Here is a 20,794-nt window from a genome sequence, read left to right as displayed (position 1 = left end):
GTGTAATCCTCACGCAGCGTGATAATGTCCTGGTGCGCGATAGTCAAGGCCGGTTGATGTAAATCGATCTGTTCCTTCATCTTAAAAATTCAACTTTCGACGTTCATGATGGTGGCCGTATCCTCCCGGCACCGGTTCAGGGCTTCCTTGACCCGTTCCGGGGTCATGGGAAGTTGACGCAGCCTGGCTCCTGTCGCATCATATACCGCCGTGGCCAGGACGCCGCCCATGCAGATGATGGCGGGTTCTCCGCCGCCCTTCGGGGACAGGTTGGGGTTTTCCAGGATCACGGTCTCGAGCTCGGGCAGCCACGAAAATATTGGAATGGCATAGGTGTCCCATCCCCGGCAGCCGGATGTCCCCGGCGAATCGGGCCTTTCCCAGGACCTTCCGGATGGCGTCCCGCCGCAGGAAAGGCCTGCCGCTGGTGGTGTATGCCGATGCGGGTTTGAGCCGCGGCAGCTCCGAAAGATGCCGTTCGATGATCCGCCCTGCGGTGAGCGCTCCATAGGTCACCCGAATCCCAGGGCGTTCCCGGTCCCAGACCAGGCCGTTTTTGACCGACAGCCGATTCCTGGGGCAGGACAGCCGCTCAGCCGCCATGTCCAGGAGGACGGCTCTGGCCTCGCAGGCGGCCTCTTTGACGAAAATCCCGTAATAGCGGGTCGAAAGAGAGCCCCAGGTGCCGGCGTCCCAGGGGCAGAGATCCGTATCTCCCAGGACCATCTCCACCGATTCATAGGCCACGTCCAGCTCTTCGGCCGCCATCTGGGCGAAAGAGGTGATGACGCCCTGGCCCATTTCGATCTTTCCCACGAAGCAGGTCACCCGGTTGTCCGGATCGATGCGCAGAAAGGCATTGAAATCGCTCGGCACCCGGCTTCCGAGAAGCCCCGTTCTCAGGGCACGGGCCTCGGCAGGAAGATCTCCCAGGGTGCCGTAGATGACGAGGCCCCCGCCCAGAAGACCCATGCGCTTCAGAAACTCCCGCCGGTCCATGCCCGGGGAGGGGGCCGCCGCTTCGGTCCGATCCTGGATAAAAGGGACTTCCTTTTTCATGATTTGCCTCCTTTCAGCATCTCCGCCGCGGTGTGAACGGCCGCCAGGATGCGCACATGGGCCCCGCAGCGGCAGAGATGGTCGTCCAGGGCCTCGATGATCTCCTCCCGGGTGGGGCTCGGGTTGGATGCCAGCAGGCTGTGGGCCTTGAGGATCATGCCGGGGGTGCAGAACCCGCACTGGAGGGCGTCGTGGCGGACAAAGGCCTGCTGAATGGGATGGAGCTTCCCTTCCGCGCCGATCCCCTCGATGGTGGTGACGTGTCTCCCCGCCACGAACCCCACGGTGATCTGGCAGGAGGGGAGGGCTTCGCCGTCCACCAGGACCGTGCAGGCACCGCACGCCCCCTCGCCGCAGCCGTATTTGGTTCCCGTAAGGCCCAGATCGGTCCGAAGGACCCACAGGAGGGTCCGCTCCTCGTCGATGTCGAGGCTCACGGGTTTGTCGTTGAGGGTAAACCGGATTGTCTTCACCATCGGAAACCTCCCTTGTGTAAGGGTTTTCGGCCAGGAGGGCGATTCGTCGCAACACAAAGGGGGCAGCGATCGGGGCAGTTCGCGGCGCAGACCCTTTCGGGGAACTTTTTCTATCTCTTGCAGATACCTGATTTGCGTCGTGATGTCCATAGGCAGGCATGGCGATCGGGAGCACTCTTTCGGATGGATTCCAGTGGGGCTCGGTTGAGTCGGCGCGGAGACGGTCCGCAAAATACATCTGAAAGGTCTCAGGCAGATTGAATTGAATGGTTTTTTAAAAAAATTGTGGTATTCTATATTTTTCGATGATTCAATTTTCGACTTTCATGATAGCGACCGGACAGCGGTGCCGGGAGGATAGGGCCTATGAAAGTCGAACGTTGAATCGGTGATGGAAACGATGTTTCAGATTGAGAGATGCTGCTCCCGCGCCGGGGCGAAACCATCGGAAAAAGGAACGGAAATGAAGACCTACGAACAAGCTATCAACGATCACTACAGCCGGGACAATCTCACCGACAGCATTCAGTCGGCGCTTGACAGGAGTGGACACGTCGTCTCTTCACACGAGGATACCGCCGGGTTTGATGAATTTCACATCCGGGGACGAGAGGCCACGCGGGAGCTGGCCGATTTGGCCGGGCTGGAAAAGGGGATGACGGTTCTTGATCTGGGGTGTGGGATCGGCGGACCTGCGCGGACCCTGGCGGCGGAGTACGGGTGCATCGTGACCGGGATCGATCTCGTGGCGGAATACTGCCGGGCCGCGGAAATGTTGACGGCAAAGGTCGGCCTCTCGGAACGGGTTCGTTTTCAGCACGGCGATATGACGGCATTGCCTTTTGATCCGGAGACTTTTGATGTCGTTTGGACATTGCACACCACCATGAACATCGAGAACAAGGCGGCGCTTTTTTCAGGGGTGGCTCGGGTGCTCAGGCCCGGAGGGCTCCTGGCCCTCTACGAGGTGTGCTCAGGGGATGTCAAGCCGCCGTATTATCCTGTTCCCTGGGCAAGCGACGGCACCATCGACTTCCTTGTCCCGTCCGATGTCCTGAAACGCCTGATTTCCGTTTCGGGGTTCACGGAAGTGGCGTGGCGGGACGTTTCTACGGCGTCCCTGGACTGGCTGAGACGGACGATAGATGCCAAAAAAACCGCAGCCGCAGCGGGCGCTCCCCGAACCGTGGGGCTGGGTGTCGTGATGGGCAAGACGGCGGCTCAGAAAAGCGGCAACATGGTTCGGAACCTCGATGAGGATCGGATTCGTATCTTCCAGGGTGTTTTCCGGCGTGCTTCCTGAGCCGACGTTTACGTGTCCTCCTGGTGGAAATTCTTGAAAAAATCCATCACGAAATCGATGTGATGTTTCATGGCTGCAAAAGCGCCTTCGGCATCCCGGTTTTTGATGGCCTCGATGATGGCGACGTGCTGGTTGAAGATCTGGTCGATGTTGCTGGGGTCTTCGTATAGATACCGGAGGTTTTCCTTGATCCCGATAAACAGGAAATCGAAGAAGATCTTCATCAGGTAGATCTGAACCGGATTTTTGGTCGCATAGGTGATGGCCATATGAAACGATACGTCCGCCTCGTTTCCCAATTCGCCGTTTCGGATCTGATCTTCCAGTTCCTTAAGGCTTTTTTCGAGAAATCCAATATCCTTCTCATCCGCCCGTCGAGCCGCGAGGGCCGCTGCGTTGGTTTCCAGACCCATCCTTACCTCGAGCAGGTCCGTGAGCGAGGCATCCTGATTCTCCATGGCAACGGCGAGGGGGCTCTTCCGGATGGATTCGGTGCCGCGTACGAAGGTGCCTTGTCCCTGCTTCTGATCCAGAAATCCCATCACTACCAGTTTTCTGAGGGCATCCCTGACCGAGGTTCGGCTGACGCCCAGGGCGTCAGCCAACTCCCGTTCCGGCATGATTTTTTCGCCGGGTTTAAGTTCGCCTCGGAAAATGAGCTCTCTCAGCTGTTCGAAGACCTGGTCGGATATTCGCTTGGGTTTGATCGGCTTGAGTTCAATTTTCATGTCGTTTCAATTGCTCCGCGTAAATTTCGACGGGATGCCTGACGGCAACGCGATCTCCGGATCTCGAAAGGGCGTCGGCAATCTGAAGCATGCATGCCGGGCACCCGGTCGCCACGGACGAGCATCCGGTCGCCACGATATTGTCCCGTTTCTGGCGGCCGATAGTAGAAGAAATTCCATAATACTGCAAATTAAAACTGCCCCCCATGCCGCAACACCAGTCGGACGATGCCATCTCCTTCAACTGATAACGGGGGTTCGCCTTGATCATGGCCCTGGGCTCCACCGAGACGCCCAACGCTTTTTTCAGGTGGCAGGGATCGTGATACGTGATGACTTCGGGTGGATTTTCGGTGTCGCCGCCAACACCGCGGACCGGGGGGGCAAGCCCGATGATATTGACCATAAACGCATTGATATCCATCGTTTTTTCAGCGATCCGCTCCACCCTTCGCAACAGCCCCATGTCGCCGTTTCCCGCAGCTTCGGCCATGGCCGGCCAAACCTCCTTGAAGGTTGAGGTGCAGGTGGCGCAGGCGGTGACGAGATAATCGAACTCACCGGGGTTGAAGCTGTTGAGATTATGCTCCAGGAGACTTCTGAAGGTTTTCATGTCTCCGGAGGAAACAGCCGGGATCCCGCAACAGGCCTGGTTCTCCGGCAGGACAATGCCGACTTCGTGATAGGTGAGCACGTCGACGACCGCCTGGGCGATGTGCGGGAAGATCTTGTCGATGAGGCACCCCACGTAAAAGGCGGCGCGAACGCCGGATTTTCCCGGACGGGTTTTCAGAACCGGCACCATCTTGTGAAAAGGGGTTTCCGCCAGATTTTTGAAATGTCGGCGGCCAAGCAGCGGGGAAATGACCCTTGCGCAGGATGTGCCCACGACGTCGTTTACGGGCCGGGTGAAGACTTTCTGGAATCTGGCACCCCATTCGGCCATTCGATCGAACAACTCGGGGTGGGCCAACATGCCTCTCAGCACCAGTTTTTTCGCCGGCGGAAGGTCCATGTATCCGGTGAGGATGGCCCTTGCCTTCATGAAAATTTCCAGAACATTGACACCCGAGGGACAGTTTGCGGCGCAGGACCCGCATAACAAACACTTGTTAAGCCGTTCGTAAACCCCTTCCGGATCCTTGAACATCTCGTGCATCAAACCGTCCAGGAGCGCCAGTTTACCCCGGGCAACGTCCGCCTCACGGCCGGTCTGGTCGTAAAGGGGGCAAACCGACTGGCACATGCCGCACCGCATGCAAACCACGAGCTGATCTTCGAGCTCCTTCATCAGATGGGCGAGCGCTTTCATATCGGACATGATCAGCCTCCTATTATCTTGCCGGGATTCAAAATGTTCCTGGGGTCGAGCGCCGCCTTGACGGCGCGGGAATACTGGATGGTGGCAGGACTGGTCTCTTTTTCCAGAAAGCATGACTTGGCAATGCCGGTGCCGTGTTCGCCCGACAGCGTACCGCCCATGGCAAGAGCCTTGTCGAAAATCGCTGCGATGGCGGCTTCAACCCGCTCCCACTCCTCGGTATTTCGCTTGTCCGTCAGAATGGTGGGGTGAAGATTTCCATCCCCGGCGTGACCGAACGTGCCGATTTCGAGACGGTATTTTGCCGCGATATCCTGCATGGCCTGAACCATCTCGGGAATCCGGCTTCGGGGGACCGTGGCATCCTCCAGCACCAGGGTGGGCTTGAGTTTGGCGAGGGCTGACAGGGCGCTGCGCCGGGCAGCCCAGACCTTGTCGCGTTCGGCATCGTCCTTGGCGACACGAATGTCGACGGCGCCCTGTTGCCGGCAGATTTCCTCCACCTTTACGGCGTCCTCCTCGACCATGGCGGGGTGGCCGTCAACCTCGATGAGAAGAAGGGCCGCGGCGTCGGTGGGAAGGCCTGCCCGGCTGTAGCTTTCCACGGCGCGGATCGTAAAATTGTCCATGAATTCGAGGGTACAGGGGATGATCCGGGCGGCAATAATGGCCGCCACCGCCTCGGATGCCTTGATGATCTGATTGAAGACGGCCATCATGGCTTTGCGATGCGCCGGGAGGGGAATGAGTTTCAGCGTGATTTCATCGAAAACGCCAAGGGTTCCCTCGGATCCCACCAGGAGACCGGTCAGATTGTAGCCGGTGGCGCATTTGACGGTTTTTGCGCCGGTCTTGACGATCTCCCCGTTCGTATCAAAGAACTTCAACCCCATGACATAATCCGAAGTGACACCGTATTTGAGGCCCCTGAGGCCGCCGGCGTTCTCCGCGACGTTTCCACCAAGGGTCGAAACGGCTTGGCTTCCGGGGTCCGGCGGATAGAAGAGCCCTTTGGCCTGGGCGGCCGCGGCGAACTGGGCGGTCACCACTCCGGGCTGAACCACGGCGTACATGTCCGCTTCATTGATTTCCAGGATCCGCTTCAGGCCGTTGGTCAGAATGACGACACCTTCCCGAGCCGTGGGAACGGTGCCGCCGCTCAGGTTGGTGCCCGCTCCGCGCACGGTGACGGGCAGACCGTTCTCGCCGCAGACCTTCACGCTGCGACCCAGCGCTTCACTGGTCGTGGGACGGATCACCAATGCGGGGACAACCGGCTTGACCACGGCGGCGTCGTAGGAGTAGGTGAGAAGGTCTGCGTCGTCGGTGAAGACATTCTCGGCACCCACGATGTTCTTGAATTCCTTGATGAGAGCGGGATTGAGCATAGGGTTCGTCTCCTAAAAATTGGTTTAGCGTTCGCTTGACGCCAAGACAGGCTGATCAAGTACGCCAATCAACGGAAATCGGTTAATGGTAGTACCAAAATCAAAAAATACCAATGCGATGTATCGACAACTGTCAATATTTGGATAACCTATTTAATCGTTTAAGTATCATTCATAATATTTTATTTCAAGTATTTTTTTCTTGACATCGAAAAAGGGCTCATTTATAAATTATGGTCATACCATTGATCAAAATAACCTTTTAGTGTGTTGAAAAGGCGATCGCCCGCAGCGATACGTCCATAATCTCCAACAAAAAAATCAACCGAAGCGCAGAAAAAACGATATTTGTCTTTTCCTGAGACAGCGTGGGGTCGATCGAAACATTTCCCGACCACGGGAAGTAATCATTCGGAAACAGAGGAGAGGTGATGCGTCAATATCCCCCAAAACCCGAAAAGGTCTACTTTTTCGGCACCTGTCTGATCGACATGGCCTATCCGGAAGCGGGTATGGCCGCTATCCATCTCATCCAACGCGAAGGCGTGGAGGTCGTCTTTCCGCACGAACAGTCCTGTTGCGGTCAGCCGGCTTACAACTCCGGATTCCCGGAGGAGGCTCGTCGGGTGGCGGAAAAACAGTTGGAGATATTCTCCAAGCCCTATCCGATAGTCGTCCCGTCAGGCTCATGCGCGGGTATGATGCGCCACCATTATCCCAGACTTTTCGCGAAAGATCCGGGTCTATCCCGGGTCAAAGCCTTTTCGGAGCGGATTTTCGAGCTGACGGAATTTCTGGTCCATGTTCTCCACATCCAGCTGGAGGACCGGGGGGAGCCGGTCACCGTGACATGGCATTCCTCCTGTCACGCCGCTCGGGAGATGGGCGTCATCGAAGACAGCAAATCTCTTATCAGGCAGCTTGGAAACGTCAAACTGGTGACGCTTGAAAACGAGCACCAGTGCTGCGGATTCGGCGGCACTTTTGCGGTCAAGCAACCGGAGATTTCCGAGGCAATGGTGACGGACAAGATCGACGATATCCGGAAGACGGGCGCCGCGGAGGTGCTGGGCGGCGACTGCGGCTGTCTCATGAACATTACCGGCGCCATGAGCTATCGGCGGATACCGATCACCGGTCGACATATCGCCGAATTCATATGGGAGCGCATTCATGACTGAAACCCAATTCGACTTTCAGGCCAATATCCGTAAAGCCCTGGCCAACCGACAGCTGAGATCGAACCTCTCGTTTGCAATGGGCAGCATGACCGCCAAGAGAAAGGCGATCTTCAGCGATGCAGCGGCTTTCGAGGCGCTCAGGGCCCAGGGAAACGCCATCCGGAGGCGTGCCTTGCTCCAACTGCCGGAACTGCTTGAGCGGCTCGAAAAGAAATGCATCGAAAACGGCATGTCGGTCCACTGGGCCGAAACAACCGATGAGGCCAACCGGATCGTTCTCGGCATTCTTCGGGATCATCATGCCCGGCGGTTGGTCAAGGGCAAATCCATGGTCTCCGAGGAGATGCATCTCAACCGGTTTCTCGCCGACCACGGTGTCGAGTCCCTTGAAACGGATCTGGGGGAATTCATCATTCAGCTCGACGGGGAGACGCCGTCCCATATCATTGTCCCGGCCATTCACAAAAACAAGCAGGAGATCGCCAGGACCTTCCACGAGAAGATTCCGAACACGCCCTACACGGAGGCCGTCGAGGAGCTCAACGCCATCGCCCGGAAAACCCTTCGACGGAAGTTTTACGAAGGGGAGGTCGGGTTGAGCGGCGTCAACATGGCCGTTGCCGAAACCGGCACCCTCTGTCTCGTCGAAAATGAAGGCAACGGCCGAATGTGCACCACGGTTCCACCGGTTCACATCGCCGTGATGGGGCTTGAAAAGGTCGTGGAAAAGCTTTCCGACGTGCCGCCGCTGCTGCGGCTTCTCACGGGCTCGGCCACCGGACAGCTCATCACAACCTATGTCAACATGATCTCGGGGCCGAGAAAGCCCGACGAAAAGGACGGACCCCGGGAAATCCATCTGATCCTTCTGGATAACGGGCGCTCCCGGATACTGTCCGATGAACAACTGCGGCAGACGCTTCAATGCATCCGGTGCGGGACCTGCCTCAACCATTGTCCTGTCTACACCCGTATCGGCGGGCATGCCTATGGCTTCATCTATCCCGGTCCCATCGGAGAGATCCTGACCCCTCAAATGGAGGGGCTCGACAAAGCCGGCGGCATTCCCACGGCCTCGACGCTCTGCAATGCCTGCGAGGAGGTCTGTCCGGTGAAGATTCCCATACCGGATCTGATCCGACGGCTCAGGAACGAAAGTTACGACCCGAACGGATCGGTGCCGGGGCACGGATTCAAACGGACGTTTGCCGAGGCCGCCGTGTGGAAGGCATGGGCGCTGGTCAATCGCCACCGGGGCTTGAACGCCCTCGTCACGAAAATGGCGCCTGTTTTGAGTCCGATCCTGCCGCGTTTAGGCCCTCTTGAGGCATGGACCCGTGGTCGGATCCGACCGCGTTTTTCCCAAAAAAGCCTTCATGAGAGGGTCAGAGAGAAAGGGATCAAGGATGCCTGAAAAATCACGTGAACGGATCTTGCGAAGAATAAGCAGTGCTCTGGGAGATCGACGGAACCTTCCGTCTGTTCCCGCACCGCTTCAAACGCCTCCTTTGAGCCGGGAGGAAAAGATCGAACAACTGAAAACCCGGATGACGGCAATGCGAAGCGAGGTGCATGTGGTCCCGAAAGGGGACCGTGACGCGCTGTGGACGGATCGTCTGAAGACCATCGTCGTCGAAAAAGGGCTGAAGCAGATGCTCTACGCCCCCGGGACGCCGGTGGGAGACGCCGTGGCAGCGGCATGGGCTGCAGGGGATGCGGGACTTCCCGTACTCGAACCCTACGACGCACCGGTGGAAACCTTCAAGGAAGCCCTTTTCTCTATGGATGCGGGCATCACCGCGACCATGGGCGGCATCGCCGACACCGGCGCTCTGATCCTCTGGCCCGACGAAAACGAACCCCGTCTCATGTCCCTCGTCCCCGAGGTCCACATCGCCGTTCTTGACGCCGATCGCATCTATGAGAGCTTTTCCGAAGCGATGGAGAAATGCGTGTGGGCCGACGGGATGCCCACCAACGCGCTCCTGATATCCGGACCGTCCAAAACCGCCGATATTGAACTGGTGTTGGCGTTCGGTGTTCACGGGCCCAAAGAACTGGTGGTCCTGATCTTGACCTGATAAAACATGGATAGCACCGGCCGGCCAGAGGTAGCCGGTGTTTCTGTAACTACGTGGCCTTCGATTTTCGTAATGTCGACCGGAAACCGGTGAAGCCTTTCCTGGAATTCACCGCCCCACGGAAGTCGAAGGTTGAATCATCATAACCGTCAACAGCTTTTTATTTTTACATGGAGGACCGATGAGTTTAGGATTTCAATCTTTCATGGCGGTGCTGCCCATTCTGACGGCAGCCGTTCTTCTGGTGGGATTTCGTTGGCCGGCAAAATGGGCCATGCCCATCTGCTACGTGGTAGCCGTTCTGATTTCATTTATTTTCTGGCATGTGGATGTCGTGCGCATTGTCGCATCGACGATCCAGGGGCTTTTCATCACCGCAGACATTCTGTTTATCATTTTCGGCGCCATTCTGCTGCTCAACACTCTCAAACATTCAGGCGCCATCAGCGCCATTCGAACCGGTTTTACCAAAATCAGTCCGGACAGGCGGGTGCAGGTCGTGTTGACGGCCTGGTTGTTCGGTGCCTTCATCGAGGGGGCCTCGGGGTTCGGCACCCCTGCAGCCATCGCGGCGCCCTTGATGGTGGCGATCGGGTTTCCGGCATTGGGGGCCGTCATGATCGGCATGATGATCCAGAGCACCCCCGTAACCTTCGGGGCTGTGGGAACCCCCATTCTCATCGGTGTCAAGGGGGGGCTGGAAAATCCCCAGCTGACGGCCCTGCTGGCCGAGGTAGGCATGGATTTCAGCCAGTATCTTCAGCTGATTACAGCTGCATCCGCCATCTTCCACGCCATTGCGGGAACCTTGATTCCCACGTTTATGGTGGTGATGATGACGCGTTTCTTCGGCAGGAACAAATCGTGGACCGAAGGCCTGTCGATTTTGCCGTTCTCCATCATGGGCGGCCTTGCTTTCACCATACCGTATATGTTGACCGGTATATTTCTCGGCCCTGAATTTCCCAGCCTCATCGGCGCGCTCATCGGTATGGCCATTATGACGACCGCAGCCACCAAGGGGTTCCTGGTACCCAAGGACATCTGGGATTTCCCGCCCCGGGAAGAATGGGAACCCGGCTGGATGAGCCAGATGGAAATCAAACTGGATGCCCTGACCTCTAAAAAACCCATGAATCTCACCCTGGCATGGATTCCTTACCTGCTGGTGGCCATTATCCTCGTGCTGACGCGGTTGGGACAGCTGCCCCTGGGTACCTGGCTCAAAAGCGTCAAATTTCCCTGGTCGGACATACTCGGTACGGGCATCAGCGCTGCTTTCGTGCCCCTCTATCTGCCCGGGGCCATCCTTTGCTTCGTCGTATTGATCACTTATTTTCTCCACAAAATGAGCTGGAACGAACTCTCGCTCGCCATCAAGGAATCCAGCAGCATTCTCCTGGGCGCCGGATTCGTGCTCATTTTCACCATTCCCATGGTTCGGGTGTACATCAACTCCGGCGTCAATGCCGCCGGATATTCCAGCATGCCCCTGGCCATGGCTGAATGGGTGGCCGCCAATGTGGGGCAGGTCTGGCCTTTCTTCGCACCGCTCATCGGTGCACTGGGCGCCTTTATCGCGGGCAGCAACACGGTCAGCAACCTCATGTTCAGCCTGTTTCAGCACGGCGTCGCCCAGAATCTCGCCATTTCGGGTGTCGTGGTCGTGGCCCTTCAGGCCGTTGGCGCTGCTGCGGGGAACATGTTCTGCATCCACAATGTGGTGGCGGCATCCGCTACCGTCGGATTGCTGGGTCAGGAAGGCAACACCCTCCGCCGGACCATCATTCCAACCCTCTATTATTGCATCCTCGTCGGTATTCTCGGCCTGCTGGTAATTTATGCCATGGGATACCATGATCCTCTGAATGCTTACCTGGTGAGTCGTTAGACAGGGCGGCATAACGCGGATATCGGACTTTTTTGCAGAAACCGCAACATTGTCGCCCGTCGGTGATCGTCACGCTTTACGCCATCCTGCTCAATGTCTTACGGAAACGGCCGAGAGACAGGCTGAACAGGACGGCACCGATCACCGAGAGGGCGACAAATTGTTTCCACACGACCGCTGATCCGGCGCCGCGGTAGAGGATGGCCTGGCCCACGATCGTATCGCCTCAGTCGCTGCTCCCGCCCAATACCGCATACAGTCGCACCTTATTGCTCGCCTCCGCCAGGCGGGTGGTGATGAGGCCTTGTTGCGCGGCGTAAAGGGACCGCTGGGCATCCAGCACACTCAGGTAGGTGTCGATTCCCTTCTCATACCGGGAATTGGAAAGCCGGTAGGTTTCGCTGGTGGCCTCCACCAGGGATCGCTGCGCGTCCAGCTGATGCCCCACGGTTCCTTTGGTGGCGAGGGCATCCGCGATCTCCTTGAATGCCGCCTGAATCGCCCCCTCGTATCGTGCCAGGGTCAATTCGCGTTCGGCCTTGCTCACATCGAGGGCCGACCATATGCGGGGGTCGAAGACCGGCATGGTGATGCCCGGGGAAAACATCCAGGTGCCTGAACCCGACTTGAAGAGCCCCGACAGTTCGTCGCTTGCGGTTCCTACAGCCGTCGTGAGCGATATACGGGGGAAAAGGGCGGCCCGTGCTGCGCCGATATTGGCGTTGGCCGCCTTGAGCAGGCTTTCGGCCTGGAGAATGTCCGGGCGGCGGAGGAGCACCTCGGAGGAGATGCCGGGTGAAATGTCCGGCGGCGGTGTGACGCTGCTCAAGCCCTCGGGGAGCAGGTGGGCGGCTACCGGAGTGCCCACCAGCAGGTTCAAGGCGTTCTCGTCCTGGGCCGTGAGTTCGGTGTATCGGGCCACGTCCAACCGCGCTGCATCTACTCTCTGCCGGACCTGCCACAGATCGATCTTGGGTGCGAGCCCCACATCGAAGCGGCGCTGAATCAGATGGTGGGATTCCTCTTGCGCTTCCAGGGTGGAACGGGCCAGTTGCAGGTTTTCGCGATCCGCCGCAAGGGTCAGATAAGCGTTGGCCGTTTCGGCTATCAGTAATATCTGGGCGCTGCGACGGGCATATTCCGTGGCCAGATATTCCTCCATAGCCTGCTTTTCCAGGCTTCGAATACGGCCGAAGAAGTCGATCTCCCAGGCAGTGGTGCCGATGTCCGCTCGATACTCCTCTATGGTGCGTGAATTCCCGGTACTGGAAAGATCGGCGGGCACCCGTTCCGCATAGCCGCTGCCCACGGCATCGATTCGCGGCAACAGCTCCGCCCGCTGAATCCGGTAGAACGCCCGGGCTCGCTCCACGTTCAAGGCGGCCACCCGCAGGTCGCGATTGTTTGCCAGGGCCGTTTCAATGATCCTCGAAAGTCGTTTGCCGGTGAAGAATTGTCGCCATTGCAGATCGGCAGCCGGCGGCGCCTGTCGTCCGGACACGGTGCCGTCGTAGGCCGGACCTGTCGGCCACTGGTCGGGTACCGGCGCATCCGGACGAGAATATTCCGGGATCATGGTGCATCCCGTCAACAGCAAGGCCGCCAGTGCCCCGAGTGAAATAATCTTTATTCTCATATCAACGTCCCTCCGAGGAAACGGCGGCATCCGAAACGGCGACTTCGGACCGATCCGATGTTTTTCTGCTGAACAATTGAACCACCATAACATAGAAGAGCGGTATAAACGGCGTCGCCAGAAAGGTGGCGGCAACCATACCCCCCAGGACGCCCATGCCGATGGCGGTTTGAGCGCCGGCGCCCGCGCCGGCGGCCACGGCCAGGGGAAGAACGCCGAAGCCGAAAGCCAGCGAGGTCATGATGATGGGGCGAAGCCTCAGCTTCGCGCCCTCCAGGGTGGCCTCCACCAGCCCCATGCCCTCCTTCACCTTTTCCATGGCGAACTGAACGATCAGGATGGCGTTCTTGGTGGTCAGCCCCAGAACCGTGAGGAGTCCGATCTGAAAGTAGACATCGTTGGGAAACCCTCGAAACGATGAAGCGATCACGCTGCCGATAATGCCCAGCGGCAAGGTCAGCACGATGGAAATCGGAACGGTCCAACTTTCGTAAAGGGCTGCCAGACACAGAAAAATCACGATCATCGAAAAGGCGTAGAGCAGCGGCGCCTGGGACTTGGTCATTCGTTCCTGGTAGGATAATCCCGTCCAGTCGAAGCCGATGCCTTTAGGCAGCTTCGAAGCGATCTCTTCCATGGCCTGCATCGCCTCTCCGGAACTCTTCCCCTGGGGCGGCGCCCCCCAGATATTCATGGAAGGGAAGGCGTTGAAGCGTTCAAGCCGAGGGGATCCGTAGGTCCAGCGTCCCGAAGAAAAAGAGGTGAAGGGCGTCATCGTGCCTGCTGCATTGCGCACGTAAAGCTTGTCGATGTCGTTGGGCAGCATGCGATAAGGCGCGTCGGCCTGGACATACACCCGCTTGACCCGTCCACTTTGAATGAAATCGTTGACATAGGCGCTCCCAAAGGCCGCCGAAATCGTGGTGTGGATGGCGTCGATGGGCACTCCCAGGCTTCCGGCCCTTTCCCAGTCCACATCGATGCGGTATTGCGGCACGTCCTCCAGTCCATTGGGTCGGACACGCGTCAACCTGTCGTCTTTGGCGGCCATGCCCAGCAGCTGGTTTCTGGCTGCCATCAATGCGTCATGACCCACGCCGCCGCGGTCCTGCAATTGAAAGTCGAACCCGCCGGCCTGCCCCAGTTCGACAACCGCCGGCGGCGGGAAGGCAAACACCCTTGCGTTGCGGATCCCGGCGAACCGTTTCATGGATCGCTCCACCAGGGCGCCCACCTTCAGATCCGGCCGGTTGCGCAGATCCCAGTCCCTGAGCATGACAAATGCCAGCCCGGCGTTCTGCCCTGCTCCCGAGAACCCCCTTCCGGCCAGCGTGAAACAGCTCTTTACGGCCTCTTTTTCATTTTCCAGAAGGTAATGGCGAACCTCGGTCATGACGCGTTCGGTCTGCTCCAAAGTCGAACCCGCCGGCAGGGTCGCCTGGATATACATGATGCCCTGGTCCTCATCCGGCAGATAGGCGGTGGGCATTCGTTGGAACAGGAATCCCAGCACCACTACGATCAGGAGATAAACCAGCACATAGCGAAGTTTTCTGCCGAGGATATGACCCACCATCGCCTGGTACTGATCTCTGAACCGATTGAAGGATCGTTCGAACCACCTGAAAAAAGGGCGGAACAGAAAAAAACCGGTCTCTCCGGCGCCGTGTCCCTTTGTCACCGGCTTGAGGAGCGAAGCGCACAGCACCGGCGTCAGGATCAGGGCCACCAGCACCGACAGCAGCATGGCGGCGATAACGGTCACGGAAAACTGGCGATAGATGACTCCGGTGGAGCCCCCGAAAAAGGCCATGGGACCGAACACCGCCGAAAGAACCAGTCCGATGCCGATGAGTGCGCTGGTGATCTCATCCATCGATTTTCGGGTCGCCTCCCGGGGTGACAACCCCTCTTCGTGCATGATCCGCTCCACGTTTTCCACCACGACGATGGCGTCGTCCACCAGAAGGCCGATGGCCAGCACCATGGCGAACATGGTCAGCATGTTGATGGAAAACCCGAAAAGTCCCAGCACGGCGAAGGTGCCCAGGAGGACCACCGGAACCGCCAGTGTCGGGATCAGCGTGGCCCGGATGTTTCCCATGAAAACATACATCACCAGGAAGACCAGGAGGATGGCCTCGAACAGCGTCTTGACCACTTCGTCGATGGCCACCTTGACGAAGGGGGTCGTGTCATAGGGGTACATGACCTTCATGCCGGGAGGAAAGTAATTGGATAACTCCGCCATTTTGGCCTTCACCGCATCGGCGGTATCCAGGGCATTGGCGCCCGGCGCCTGCCGAACAGCCAGGGCGGCGCTGGGCTTGCCGTCGAAAAGCGCGTTCATTTCGTATCGCTCGGTCCCCAGCTCCGTTCGTCCTACATCCCGAACCCGGACGATGGAGCCGTCCGGATTGATGCGCAGGGGAATGGCACCGAACTCCTGCGGAGTCTTGAGCAGATTCTGGACGATGATGGAAGCGTTGAGCCGCTGCCCTTCCACTGCCGGGGCAGCGCCGAACTGCCCGGCGGAGATTTCGACGTTGTAAGCGCGAAGACCGGCGATGACATCTCCGATCGTGAGCTGATAATCGTTCAGTTTGATCGGGTTCAGCCAGATCCGCATGGCGTATTGCGAACCGAAGCTCTCCACCTCCCCCACGCCCGGCACCCGTGCCAGCACCTTCTCGATGTTGGATTGGGCGTAGTCCCGCAGATCGTGGCCGTCCATGCTGCCGTCTTCAGAGGTCAGACCCACGATGATGAGCCAGTTTCGGGTGGATTTGCTGACTTTGACCCCCGCCCGCTGTACCACGTCCGGAAGGCTGGCCATGGCGAGCTGGAGCTTGTTCTGTACCTGGGACCAGGCGAAGTCCGGATCGGTTCCCGGCGCAAAAGTCAGCTCGATTCTGCCGGATCCCGAAGCATCGCTGGTTGCCGACATGTACAGAAGCTTGTCGAATCCGGTCATTTTCTGTTCGATGATCTGAACCACGCTGTTTTCAACCGTTTCCGCCGAGGCTCCGGGATAGAAGGCATCGATGGCGATGGACGGCGGCGCAATGGGCGGATACTGGGATATGGGAAGATTGTAGATCGCCAGCCCGCCTCCCAGCATCAGAATGATGGCGATGACCCAGGCGAAGACAGGGCGGTCCAGAAAAAATTTCGATAACATCGATGTCCTCCGTTATTTTTCCCCGGACGGGCGATTGGCGTGGGGGGGGTCTCCATCCACCGTCAGGGCGTCCCGAGAAATGGCCTTGACGACGCTCCCGGGGCGAACATTCATCATGCCTTCAATGATCAACCGGTCCCCGGCGGAAAGACCCGAGGCCACAAGCCATTGGTCGCCGATGGCGCGGTTGAGGGTCAAGATGCGCTGCCGGACGGTTTCCGCATCGTCCACGATGAGCGCGACGGCTTCTCCCTTGGGATTCCGGCTCACCCCCTGTTGGGGAACGAGAATGGCCGCTTCGGCGATCCCTTCCTGGACGAGGGCCCTGACGAACATGCCGGGCAGAAGCAGATGCTCCGGGTTCGGGACCACGATGCGGACGGTGTAGGATCCTGTCGCGGGATCCACCGTGACCTCCCGGAATTGGAGCTTGCCTTCCAGGGGATACGGCGAACCGTCCTCCATAACGATGCGTACGGCCTTCCCGTTTTCCCGATCGGCGCTGAGCCGGCCGGTTTCCAGGTTGCGTTTCAAACGCAAAAGCTCGGCGGAGGACTGGGTGACGTCTACGTAGATGGGATCGAGTTGCTGAATGGTTGCCAGGGCCAGGGGCTGATACGCCGTCACCAGAGCCCCGTCCGTTACGTTGGACCTGCCGATGCGCCCGGAAATCGGGGCGTTGACCTGGGCATAACCCAGATTGATGCGGGCTGCCGCCACCTGGGTTTTCCAGTATTCGATCTCGGCTTTGGCCTGGTCCACGGCAGAGACGGCATCGTCATAGTCCTGTCGGCTTATCGCTTTGTCGACAAGTAATTCCGTGTAGCGTTCGACCCGGGATCGGATCGACGGGAGATTTGCCTGTGCCTTTCCCAGGGATGCCCCGGCAGAGTCGAGCGCCACTTGAAAGGGAGCGGGGTCGATCTGGTAAAGCAACTGTCCGGCCTTGACGTCCGAGCCCTCCCGAAATTGGCGTTTCTGGATGATGCCGTTGACCTGGGGTCGGATTTCCGCGACCCGGTAGGCGGATGTTCGCCCCGGAAGCTCGGTGGTGAGCTCAATTTTCCGCGGCGTGACGGTCACGGTGACCACCTCCGGCGGCGGGGGCGGCGCGGCCTGCTGTTCCCCGTATCCTTTTCCACAGCCCCATAACAAAAAAAGCGCTGACAGAACCGTCAACGCCCTGGTCCATGCCGATGGTTCATAACCGTTTTTATTCAATTGCATCAAAAAACCTCCAAAATATGGAATGCCGATCTGGATCGTTTAAAAAAAAATATCATGGTGGTGTCAACCCTTTAAAAAAGATATCCAGGATGGTGTCGGGATCCTCCGGATAGGGATAACGCTCGGGTGCCTCCAGCCAGAGCAGCAAAAAAGCGTCGATGATACTGTCGAGGGCCACGGCGAGCTGATAGGGCGAGGCAATGTTCCTGAAACGCTTGTTCCGAATGCCGCTTTCGAAAACCAATGCCAGCTTTTCCAGAAAATCGCGGTATCGTTTCCGAATCGTCTCGTCAAGGCCCGCCTTGATATTGAAGGTTATCCCCTTGCTTTCGGCAAGAAACAGGCGCACGAAGGGCAGATTGTTGCGGAACTTTTCGCTTCTGCCTTGAACATAGTTCTGCAGTTTTTCAATCTCGGTTCCCGGTGCTTCGAGCACTTTCGTGAGCGCCGACTCGAAGTTGTCGCACTGTTCCAGGACCAGCGCCGTATAAAGATCCTCCTTGTTCTGAAAGAACTTGTACAGGGTACCGATGGCGAACTCCGCTTTTTCGGCGATTTCCTGAACAGTTACATTATGGTAGCCTTTCTCCGAGAAGAGTTCGAGTGCGGCGGCAAGCATCTCCTGGCGTTGACGCAGTTTCTCTCTTTCCCGCCGGGAGAGCTTCGTCTTTTTCATGGATCGCTCCTTTTACCGTTCCGGTGAATAGTTATTGTGAAATGTGAATAAGTATTCATAATATGTAATGCGACGTCATTGTGTCAAGAGTGATTTCATGGATTCGATGGGAACGGGAAGAAGCACGGATCGTCAACATGGCGCCGGTGAATATTTTTTCAAGCCGCCTTTTCGGGTGACATGGACATTTCCCGGAAGACCTGTTCCGCGGTTCTGAAGGTCATGAGGGAAACAGCCGTGCGAAAACCGCGCCCATCCCCATAAGAATCATGACAATGGCCGCAAAAGCGACGGCGGCCCTGAGGTTGAAGACCCTGGACAGCTTCAGGGTGTAGCTTTCGGTTTCACAATTGTAACGCAGGTGTCTGAACAAATGAAGAAACACGGCGGCGATCAGTCCCCCGATCATCAGGTTGACGGTTGGGCCGGAAGTGGGGAAAAGGTCGAGAAGATGCGCGGGGAGGCCCGTCCAGTCGACGACAAGCCTGCTGAATCGGATGACGAGGTATCCGATGCCGATCCCCATAAAGATGCTGTAGAACATCATTATCGAGATCAGTACCCAGTTGAGCAAAATCAATCGTATCCAGTCCTCGAGACGTTTTTCGGAATTTCGGGCCATGAGAGAATCTCCCTTGATCCGATATCTGCGGTATGCCTCGGCCTTCCGCGATACGGTGTGCATCGACTGCTCGGTACGCCTCGAGGTTCACATGTCTCGATTTCGAGATCCTTCCAACACCGTCTGAAAATCGATTCTTGCGCATGCATCTTTCGGATCTTCGGAAAGATATGGCTTTCGAGGGGCATCGGCAACCCCTCCGGGGATTGACGGTTGTCGCAGGCTACACCGTTGCGGCCTTGTTCCGGGAATGGATGACCGCCCTCAGACAAGCGGTAAGGGTTTCTCTGGGCTGCAACCCGATGAACCGTCGGACCTCCCGGCCGTCAATGAAAACGACCAGGGTGGGGACACTTTGGATCCGCAGGGTTTCGGCTGTCCGGCGGTGCCGATCGAGATTCATTCGGCCGATCAGGGCCTTGCCTTTTAAGTCATCGGCGACCCGCTCGATAATGGTCGCCTGCACCCGACAGGGAGAACACCATGACACATAATAGTCGATCAGCGTGATTCCCTGCCGAATCGTTTTGTTATGGTGTTCGAAAGAAGCGATATCCATGATTTTCATGAAAACCTCGGGGTGATGAAACACTGCTGTTGAATTTTTTCAATAATTATCAAGGAATGTGCCATGACGGTTCGGTCGCGGGTTTTTTGGGGGGTCCCGGTATCCCGGCATGGAGACGAGACCATGTTCCGCTTCGCCGTCAAGGTTATAAAATCGGTCTTGACGGCAATCCTTTGCGTTACTAATAAAAGATAAACGTTACTTTAACGTTACTGTAACGCAAAGATTGCGGACACGAACAACATGACCATTAAAAAGAATAATCCATATTCACGGGATTCGAGAGAGATGACCGATATCCTGACCCGGACGCCGACAGTGCCGGACCCCCGGATTGCCGGCCTCGTTCTGGAGTCCATGGCCGACGGCGTGTTTACCCTTGACGAGGCGGGGCGCATCACACTCTGGAATCCGGCCATGGAGCGCATCTCGGGCTATCGGGCCGAGGAGGCCGTGGGACGCAGCTGCGGGCTGTTGAGCTTTACCCATTGCCTTGGGAAAAAGGAACCCACCAGCTTCAAGGAATGCGGTATTTACGAGAAAGGTTCAGTCGATGCCCAGGAGTACGTCCTTCGTCACAAGGACGGACACGACGTTCCGGTTCTCAAGAGTGCTCGATTGGTCCGGGATGAGAACGACAGGGTGATCGGGGTCGTTGAAACCGTTACGGACCTGACGGAGCTGCGTACCATGCAGCATCGGGTGGCAGCGGTCTCCAGGCGTCTGGGAGAACTCCATCAATTCGGCAATATCATCGGCAAAAGTCATGTCATGCAACAAGTCTTCGAGGCCATCGAAGCCGCTGCGGCCAGCGAAGCCACCATCCTCATAGCCGGAGAAAGCGGAACCGGTAAAGAGCTGGTTGCCGGCGCCATCCATTACAACAGCATCCGCGCGGAGATGCCCATGGTCACGGTCAACTGCAGCGCATTGGCGGAGTCTCTCCTGGAAAGCGAACTTTTCGGCCATGTTCGGGGAGCGTTCACCGGAGCCGCTCGAGATCGGAAGGGGCGCTTCGAGGAAGCCGATGGTGGGACCGTCTTTTTAGACGAGATTGGTGAGATCAGCCCGCTTATTCAGGTCAAGTTGCTTCGGGTGCTGCAGGAGCGCGAGATCGAACGGGTCGGCGAATCGAAGCGACGCCGAATCGACATCCGGATTATCGCAGCGACACACCGGGACCTGTTCGATCGTGTCCGACGGGGAGAGTTTCGGGAAGATCTATACTATCGTCTCAAGGTGTTTCCCATCCATGTGCCGCCGCTGCGGCTGCGCAAGGAAGATCTGCCGCTTCTGGTGAGCCATTTCATCGGCGTCCAGAACCGGAAAACCGGCAAGGCGATCCGGGGCGTATCCGCCGAGGCCATGCGTATCCTTATGGACTACAGCTGGCCCGGCAATGTTCGGGAACTCGAGAATGCCGTGGAGCACGCCTTCGTTCTTTGCGCCGATGCCG

Annotated in this window: 18 protein-coding genes; 7 read left to right on the top strand and 11 right to left on the bottom strand. The window is 57.8% G+C overall.

Translation table 11 applies throughout. The features are described 5' to 3' along the window. Positions 1 to 198 precede the first annotated feature (198 nt). Positions 199 to 1,059: a molybdopterin cofactor-binding domain-containing protein gene (locus AB7S84_RS11280; protein ID WP_428154516.1), complete on the bottom strand. Its 861-nt coding sequence runs from the start codon at positions 1,057 to 1,059 to the stop codon at positions 199 to 201. Then, a complete protein-coding gene (locus AB7S84_RS11275) occupies positions 1,056 to 1,535 on the bottom strand; it encodes a (2Fe-2S)-binding protein (protein WP_020875676.1) in 480 nt (159 codons plus the stop codon). Before AB7S84_RS11275 ends, AB7S84_RS11280 begins: the two co-directional genes overlap by 4 nt. A 463-nt stretch (positions 1,536 to 1,998) precedes the next feature. Here AB7S84_RS11275 and AB7S84_RS11270 point away from each other — a divergent pair, with 463 nt between their 5' ends. After that, on the top strand, positions 1,999 to 2,838 hold the full coding sequence (locus AB7S84_RS11270) for an SAM-dependent methyltransferase (RefSeq protein WP_020875677.1): 840 nt from the start codon (positions 1,999 to 2,001) through the stop codon (positions 2,836 to 2,838). Positions 2,839 to 2,846: 8 nt separating this feature from the next. On the opposite strand, the gene AB7S84_RS11265 is transcribed toward AB7S84_RS11270, so the two are convergent. Genes AB7S84_RS11265 through AB7S84_RS11255 form a run of 3 tightly spaced genes read right to left on the bottom strand, consistent with a single transcriptional unit; the run spans position 2,847 to position 6,275 of the window. Continuing rightward, the gene (locus tag AB7S84_RS11265; protein ID WP_020875678.1) at positions 2,847 to 3,566 is read right to left on the bottom strand and encodes a FadR/GntR family transcriptional regulator; all 720 of its coding nucleotides are present in this window, start codon (positions 3,564 to 3,566) and stop codon (positions 2,847 to 2,849) included. Continuing rightward, the gene (locus AB7S84_RS11260; RefSeq protein WP_020875679.1) at positions 3,556 to 4,887 is read right to left on the bottom strand and encodes a (Fe-S)-binding protein; all 1,332 of its coding nucleotides are present in this window, start codon (positions 4,885 to 4,887) and stop codon (positions 3,556 to 3,558) included. The genes AB7S84_RS11265 and AB7S84_RS11260 overlap by 11 nt, the downstream gene beginning before the upstream one ends. A 2-nt stretch (positions 4,888 to 4,889) precedes the next feature. Continuing rightward, positions 4,890 to 6,275, bottom strand: a complete 1,386-nt coding sequence (locus tag AB7S84_RS11255) for an FAD-binding oxidoreductase (protein WP_020875680.1) — start codon at positions 6,273 to 6,275, stop codon at positions 4,890 to 4,892. Positions 6,276 to 6,706: 431 nt separating this feature from the next. Here AB7S84_RS11255 and AB7S84_RS11250 point away from each other — a divergent pair, with 431 nt between their 5' ends. The 4 genes from AB7S84_RS11250 (at position 6,707) to AB7S84_RS11235 (ending at position 11,428) form a co-directional block, all read left to right on the top strand. Beyond that, positions 6,707 to 7,456: a (Fe-S)-binding protein gene (locus AB7S84_RS11250; RefSeq protein WP_020875681.1), complete on the top strand. Its 750-nt coding sequence runs from the start codon at positions 6,707 to 6,709 to the stop codon at positions 7,454 to 7,456. Further along, positions 7,449 to 8,870 (top strand): LutB/LldF family L-lactate oxidation iron-sulfur protein, encoded by a 1,422-nt coding sequence (locus AB7S84_RS11245; RefSeq protein WP_020875682.1) that lies wholly within the window; start codon positions 7,449 to 7,451, stop codon positions 8,868 to 8,870. The genes AB7S84_RS11250 and AB7S84_RS11245 overlap by 8 nt, the downstream gene beginning before the upstream one ends. Then, positions 8,863 to 9,537 (top strand): LutC/YkgG family protein, encoded by a 675-nt coding sequence (locus tag AB7S84_RS11240; protein ID WP_020875683.1) that lies wholly within the window; start codon positions 8,863 to 8,865, stop codon positions 9,535 to 9,537. Before AB7S84_RS11245 ends, AB7S84_RS11240 begins: the two co-directional genes overlap by 8 nt. A 181-nt stretch (positions 9,538 to 9,718) precedes the next feature. Further along, entirely contained in the window at positions 9,719 to 11,428 is a 1,710-nt protein-coding gene (locus tag AB7S84_RS11235) for an L-lactate permease (RefSeq protein ID WP_020875684.1), read from the top strand. A 226-nt stretch (positions 11,429 to 11,654) separates the two neighbouring features. On the opposite strand, the gene AB7S84_RS11230 is transcribed toward AB7S84_RS11235, so the two are convergent. The 5 genes from AB7S84_RS11230 to AB7S84_RS11210 form a co-directional block, all read right to left on the bottom strand. Then, positions 11,655 to 13,064, bottom strand: coding sequence for an efflux transporter outer membrane subunit (locus tag AB7S84_RS11230; protein WP_020875685.1), 1,410 nt, complete (start codon positions 13,062 to 13,064; stop codon positions 11,655 to 11,657). Between the two features lies 1 nt (position 13,065). Further along, positions 13,066 to 16,245 (bottom strand): efflux RND transporter permease subunit, encoded by a 3,180-nt coding sequence (locus AB7S84_RS11225; protein ID WP_428154509.1) that lies wholly within the window; start codon positions 16,243 to 16,245, stop codon positions 13,066 to 13,068. Positions 16,246 to 16,257: 12 nt separating this feature from the next. Continuing rightward, complete coding sequence (locus tag AB7S84_RS11220; RefSeq protein WP_428154507.1) at positions 16,258 to 17,472, bottom strand: efflux RND transporter periplasmic adaptor subunit; 1,215 nt, start codon at positions 17,470 to 17,472, stop codon at positions 16,258 to 16,260. A gap of 52 nt (positions 17,473 to 17,524) precedes the next feature. Continuing rightward, positions 17,525 to 18,148, bottom strand: coding sequence for a TetR/AcrR family transcriptional regulator (locus tag AB7S84_RS11215; RefSeq protein WP_020875688.1), 624 nt, complete (start codon positions 18,146 to 18,148; stop codon positions 17,525 to 17,527). 220 nt (positions 18,149 to 18,368) lie between these two features. Beyond that, the gene (locus AB7S84_RS11210; protein ID WP_144016404.1) at positions 18,369 to 18,770 is read right to left on the bottom strand and encodes a hypothetical protein; all 402 of its coding nucleotides are present in this window, start codon (positions 18,768 to 18,770) and stop codon (positions 18,369 to 18,371) included. On the opposite strand from AB7S84_RS11210, the gene AB7S84_RS11205 reads away from it, so the two are divergent. After that, positions 18,769 to 18,897, top strand: coding sequence for a hypothetical protein (locus tag AB7S84_RS11205; protein WP_257785907.1), 129 nt, complete (start codon positions 18,769 to 18,771; stop codon positions 18,895 to 18,897). The genes AB7S84_RS11210 and AB7S84_RS11205 overlap by 2 nt on opposite strands. A 96-nt stretch (positions 18,898 to 18,993) precedes the next feature. Here AB7S84_RS11205 and AB7S84_RS11200 read toward each other — a convergent pair whose 3' ends face one another. Further along, positions 18,994 to 19,338 (bottom strand): thioredoxin family protein, encoded by a 345-nt coding sequence (locus AB7S84_RS11200; protein WP_428154504.1) that lies wholly within the window; start codon positions 19,336 to 19,338, stop codon positions 18,994 to 18,996. A gap of 288 nt (positions 19,339 to 19,626) precedes the next feature. Between AB7S84_RS11200 and AB7S84_RS11195 the strand changes: the two genes are divergently transcribed. After that, a partial coding sequence (locus AB7S84_RS11195) for a sigma-54 interaction domain-containing protein (RefSeq protein ID WP_428154502.1) occupies positions 19,627 to 20,794 on the top strand: 1,168 nt, incomplete at its 3' end.

The sequence above is a fragment of the Desulfococcus sp. genome (genome assembly GCF_050178255.1).
GTDB classification, from domain to species: domain Bacteria; phylum Desulfobacterota; class Desulfobacteria; order Desulfobacterales; family Desulfococcaceae; genus Desulfococcus; species Desulfococcus multivorans.
This window is presented reverse-complemented; position numbering and strand designations above follow the sequence as displayed.

Bases quoted from the DNA above. Each gene is read 5' to 3' on its own strand.
- AB7S84_RS11280 (WP_428154516.1), bottom strand. From the start codon at position 1,059: ATGAAAAAGGAAGTCCCTTTTATCCAGGATCGGACCGAAGCGGCGGCC.
- AB7S84_RS11275 (WP_020875676.1), bottom strand. From the start codon at position 1,535: ATGGTGAAGACAATCCGGTTTACCCTCAACGACAAACCCGTGAGCCTC.
- AB7S84_RS11270 (WP_020875677.1), top strand. From the start codon at position 1,999: ATGAAGACCTACGAACAAGCTATCAACGATCACTACAGCCGGGACAAT.
- AB7S84_RS11265 (WP_020875678.1), bottom strand. From the start codon at position 3,566: ATGAAAATTGAACTCAAGCCGATCAAACCCAAGCGAATATCCGACCAG.
- AB7S84_RS11260 (WP_020875679.1), bottom strand. From the start codon at position 4,887: ATGTCCGATATGAAAGCGCTCGCCCATCTGATGAAGGAGCTCGAAGAT.
- AB7S84_RS11255 (WP_020875680.1), bottom strand. From the start codon at position 6,275: ATGCTCAATCCCGCTCTCATCAAGGAATTCAAGAACATCGTGGGTGCC.
- AB7S84_RS11250 (WP_020875681.1), top strand. From the start codon at position 6,707: ATGCGTCAATATCCCCCAAAACCCGAAAAGGTCTACTTTTTCGGCACC.
- AB7S84_RS11245 (WP_020875682.1), top strand. From the start codon at position 7,449: ATGACTGAAACCCAATTCGACTTTCAGGCCAATATCCGTAAAGCCCTG.
- AB7S84_RS11240 (WP_020875683.1), top strand. From the start codon at position 8,863: ATGCCTGAAAAATCACGTGAACGGATCTTGCGAAGAATAAGCAGTGCT.
- AB7S84_RS11235 (WP_020875684.1), top strand. From the start codon at position 9,719: ATGAGTTTAGGATTTCAATCTTTCATGGCGGTGCTGCCCATTCTGACG.
- AB7S84_RS11230 (WP_020875685.1), bottom strand. From the start codon at position 13,064: ATGAGAATAAAGATTATTTCACTCGGGGCACTGGCGGCCTTGCTGTTG.
- AB7S84_RS11225 (WP_428154509.1), bottom strand. From the start codon at position 16,245: ATGTTATCGAAATTTTTTCTGGACCGCCCTGTCTTCGCCTGGGTCATC.
- AB7S84_RS11220 (WP_428154507.1), bottom strand. From the start codon at position 17,472: ATGCAATTGAATAAAAACGGTTATGAACCATCGGCATGGACCAGGGCG.
- AB7S84_RS11215 (WP_020875688.1), bottom strand. From the start codon at position 18,148: ATGAAAAAGACGAAGCTCTCCCGGCGGGAAAGAGAGAAACTGCGTCAA.
- AB7S84_RS11205 (WP_257785907.1), top strand. From the start codon at position 18,769: ATGAGAGAATCTCCCTTGATCCGATATCTGCGGTATGCCTCGGCCTTC.
- AB7S84_RS11210 (WP_144016404.1), bottom strand. From the start codon at position 18,770: ATGGCCCGAAATTCCGAAAAACGTCTCGAGGACTGGATACGATTGATT.
- AB7S84_RS11200 (WP_428154504.1), bottom strand. From the start codon at position 19,338: ATGAAAATCATGGATATCGCTTCTTTCGAACACCATAACAAAACGATT.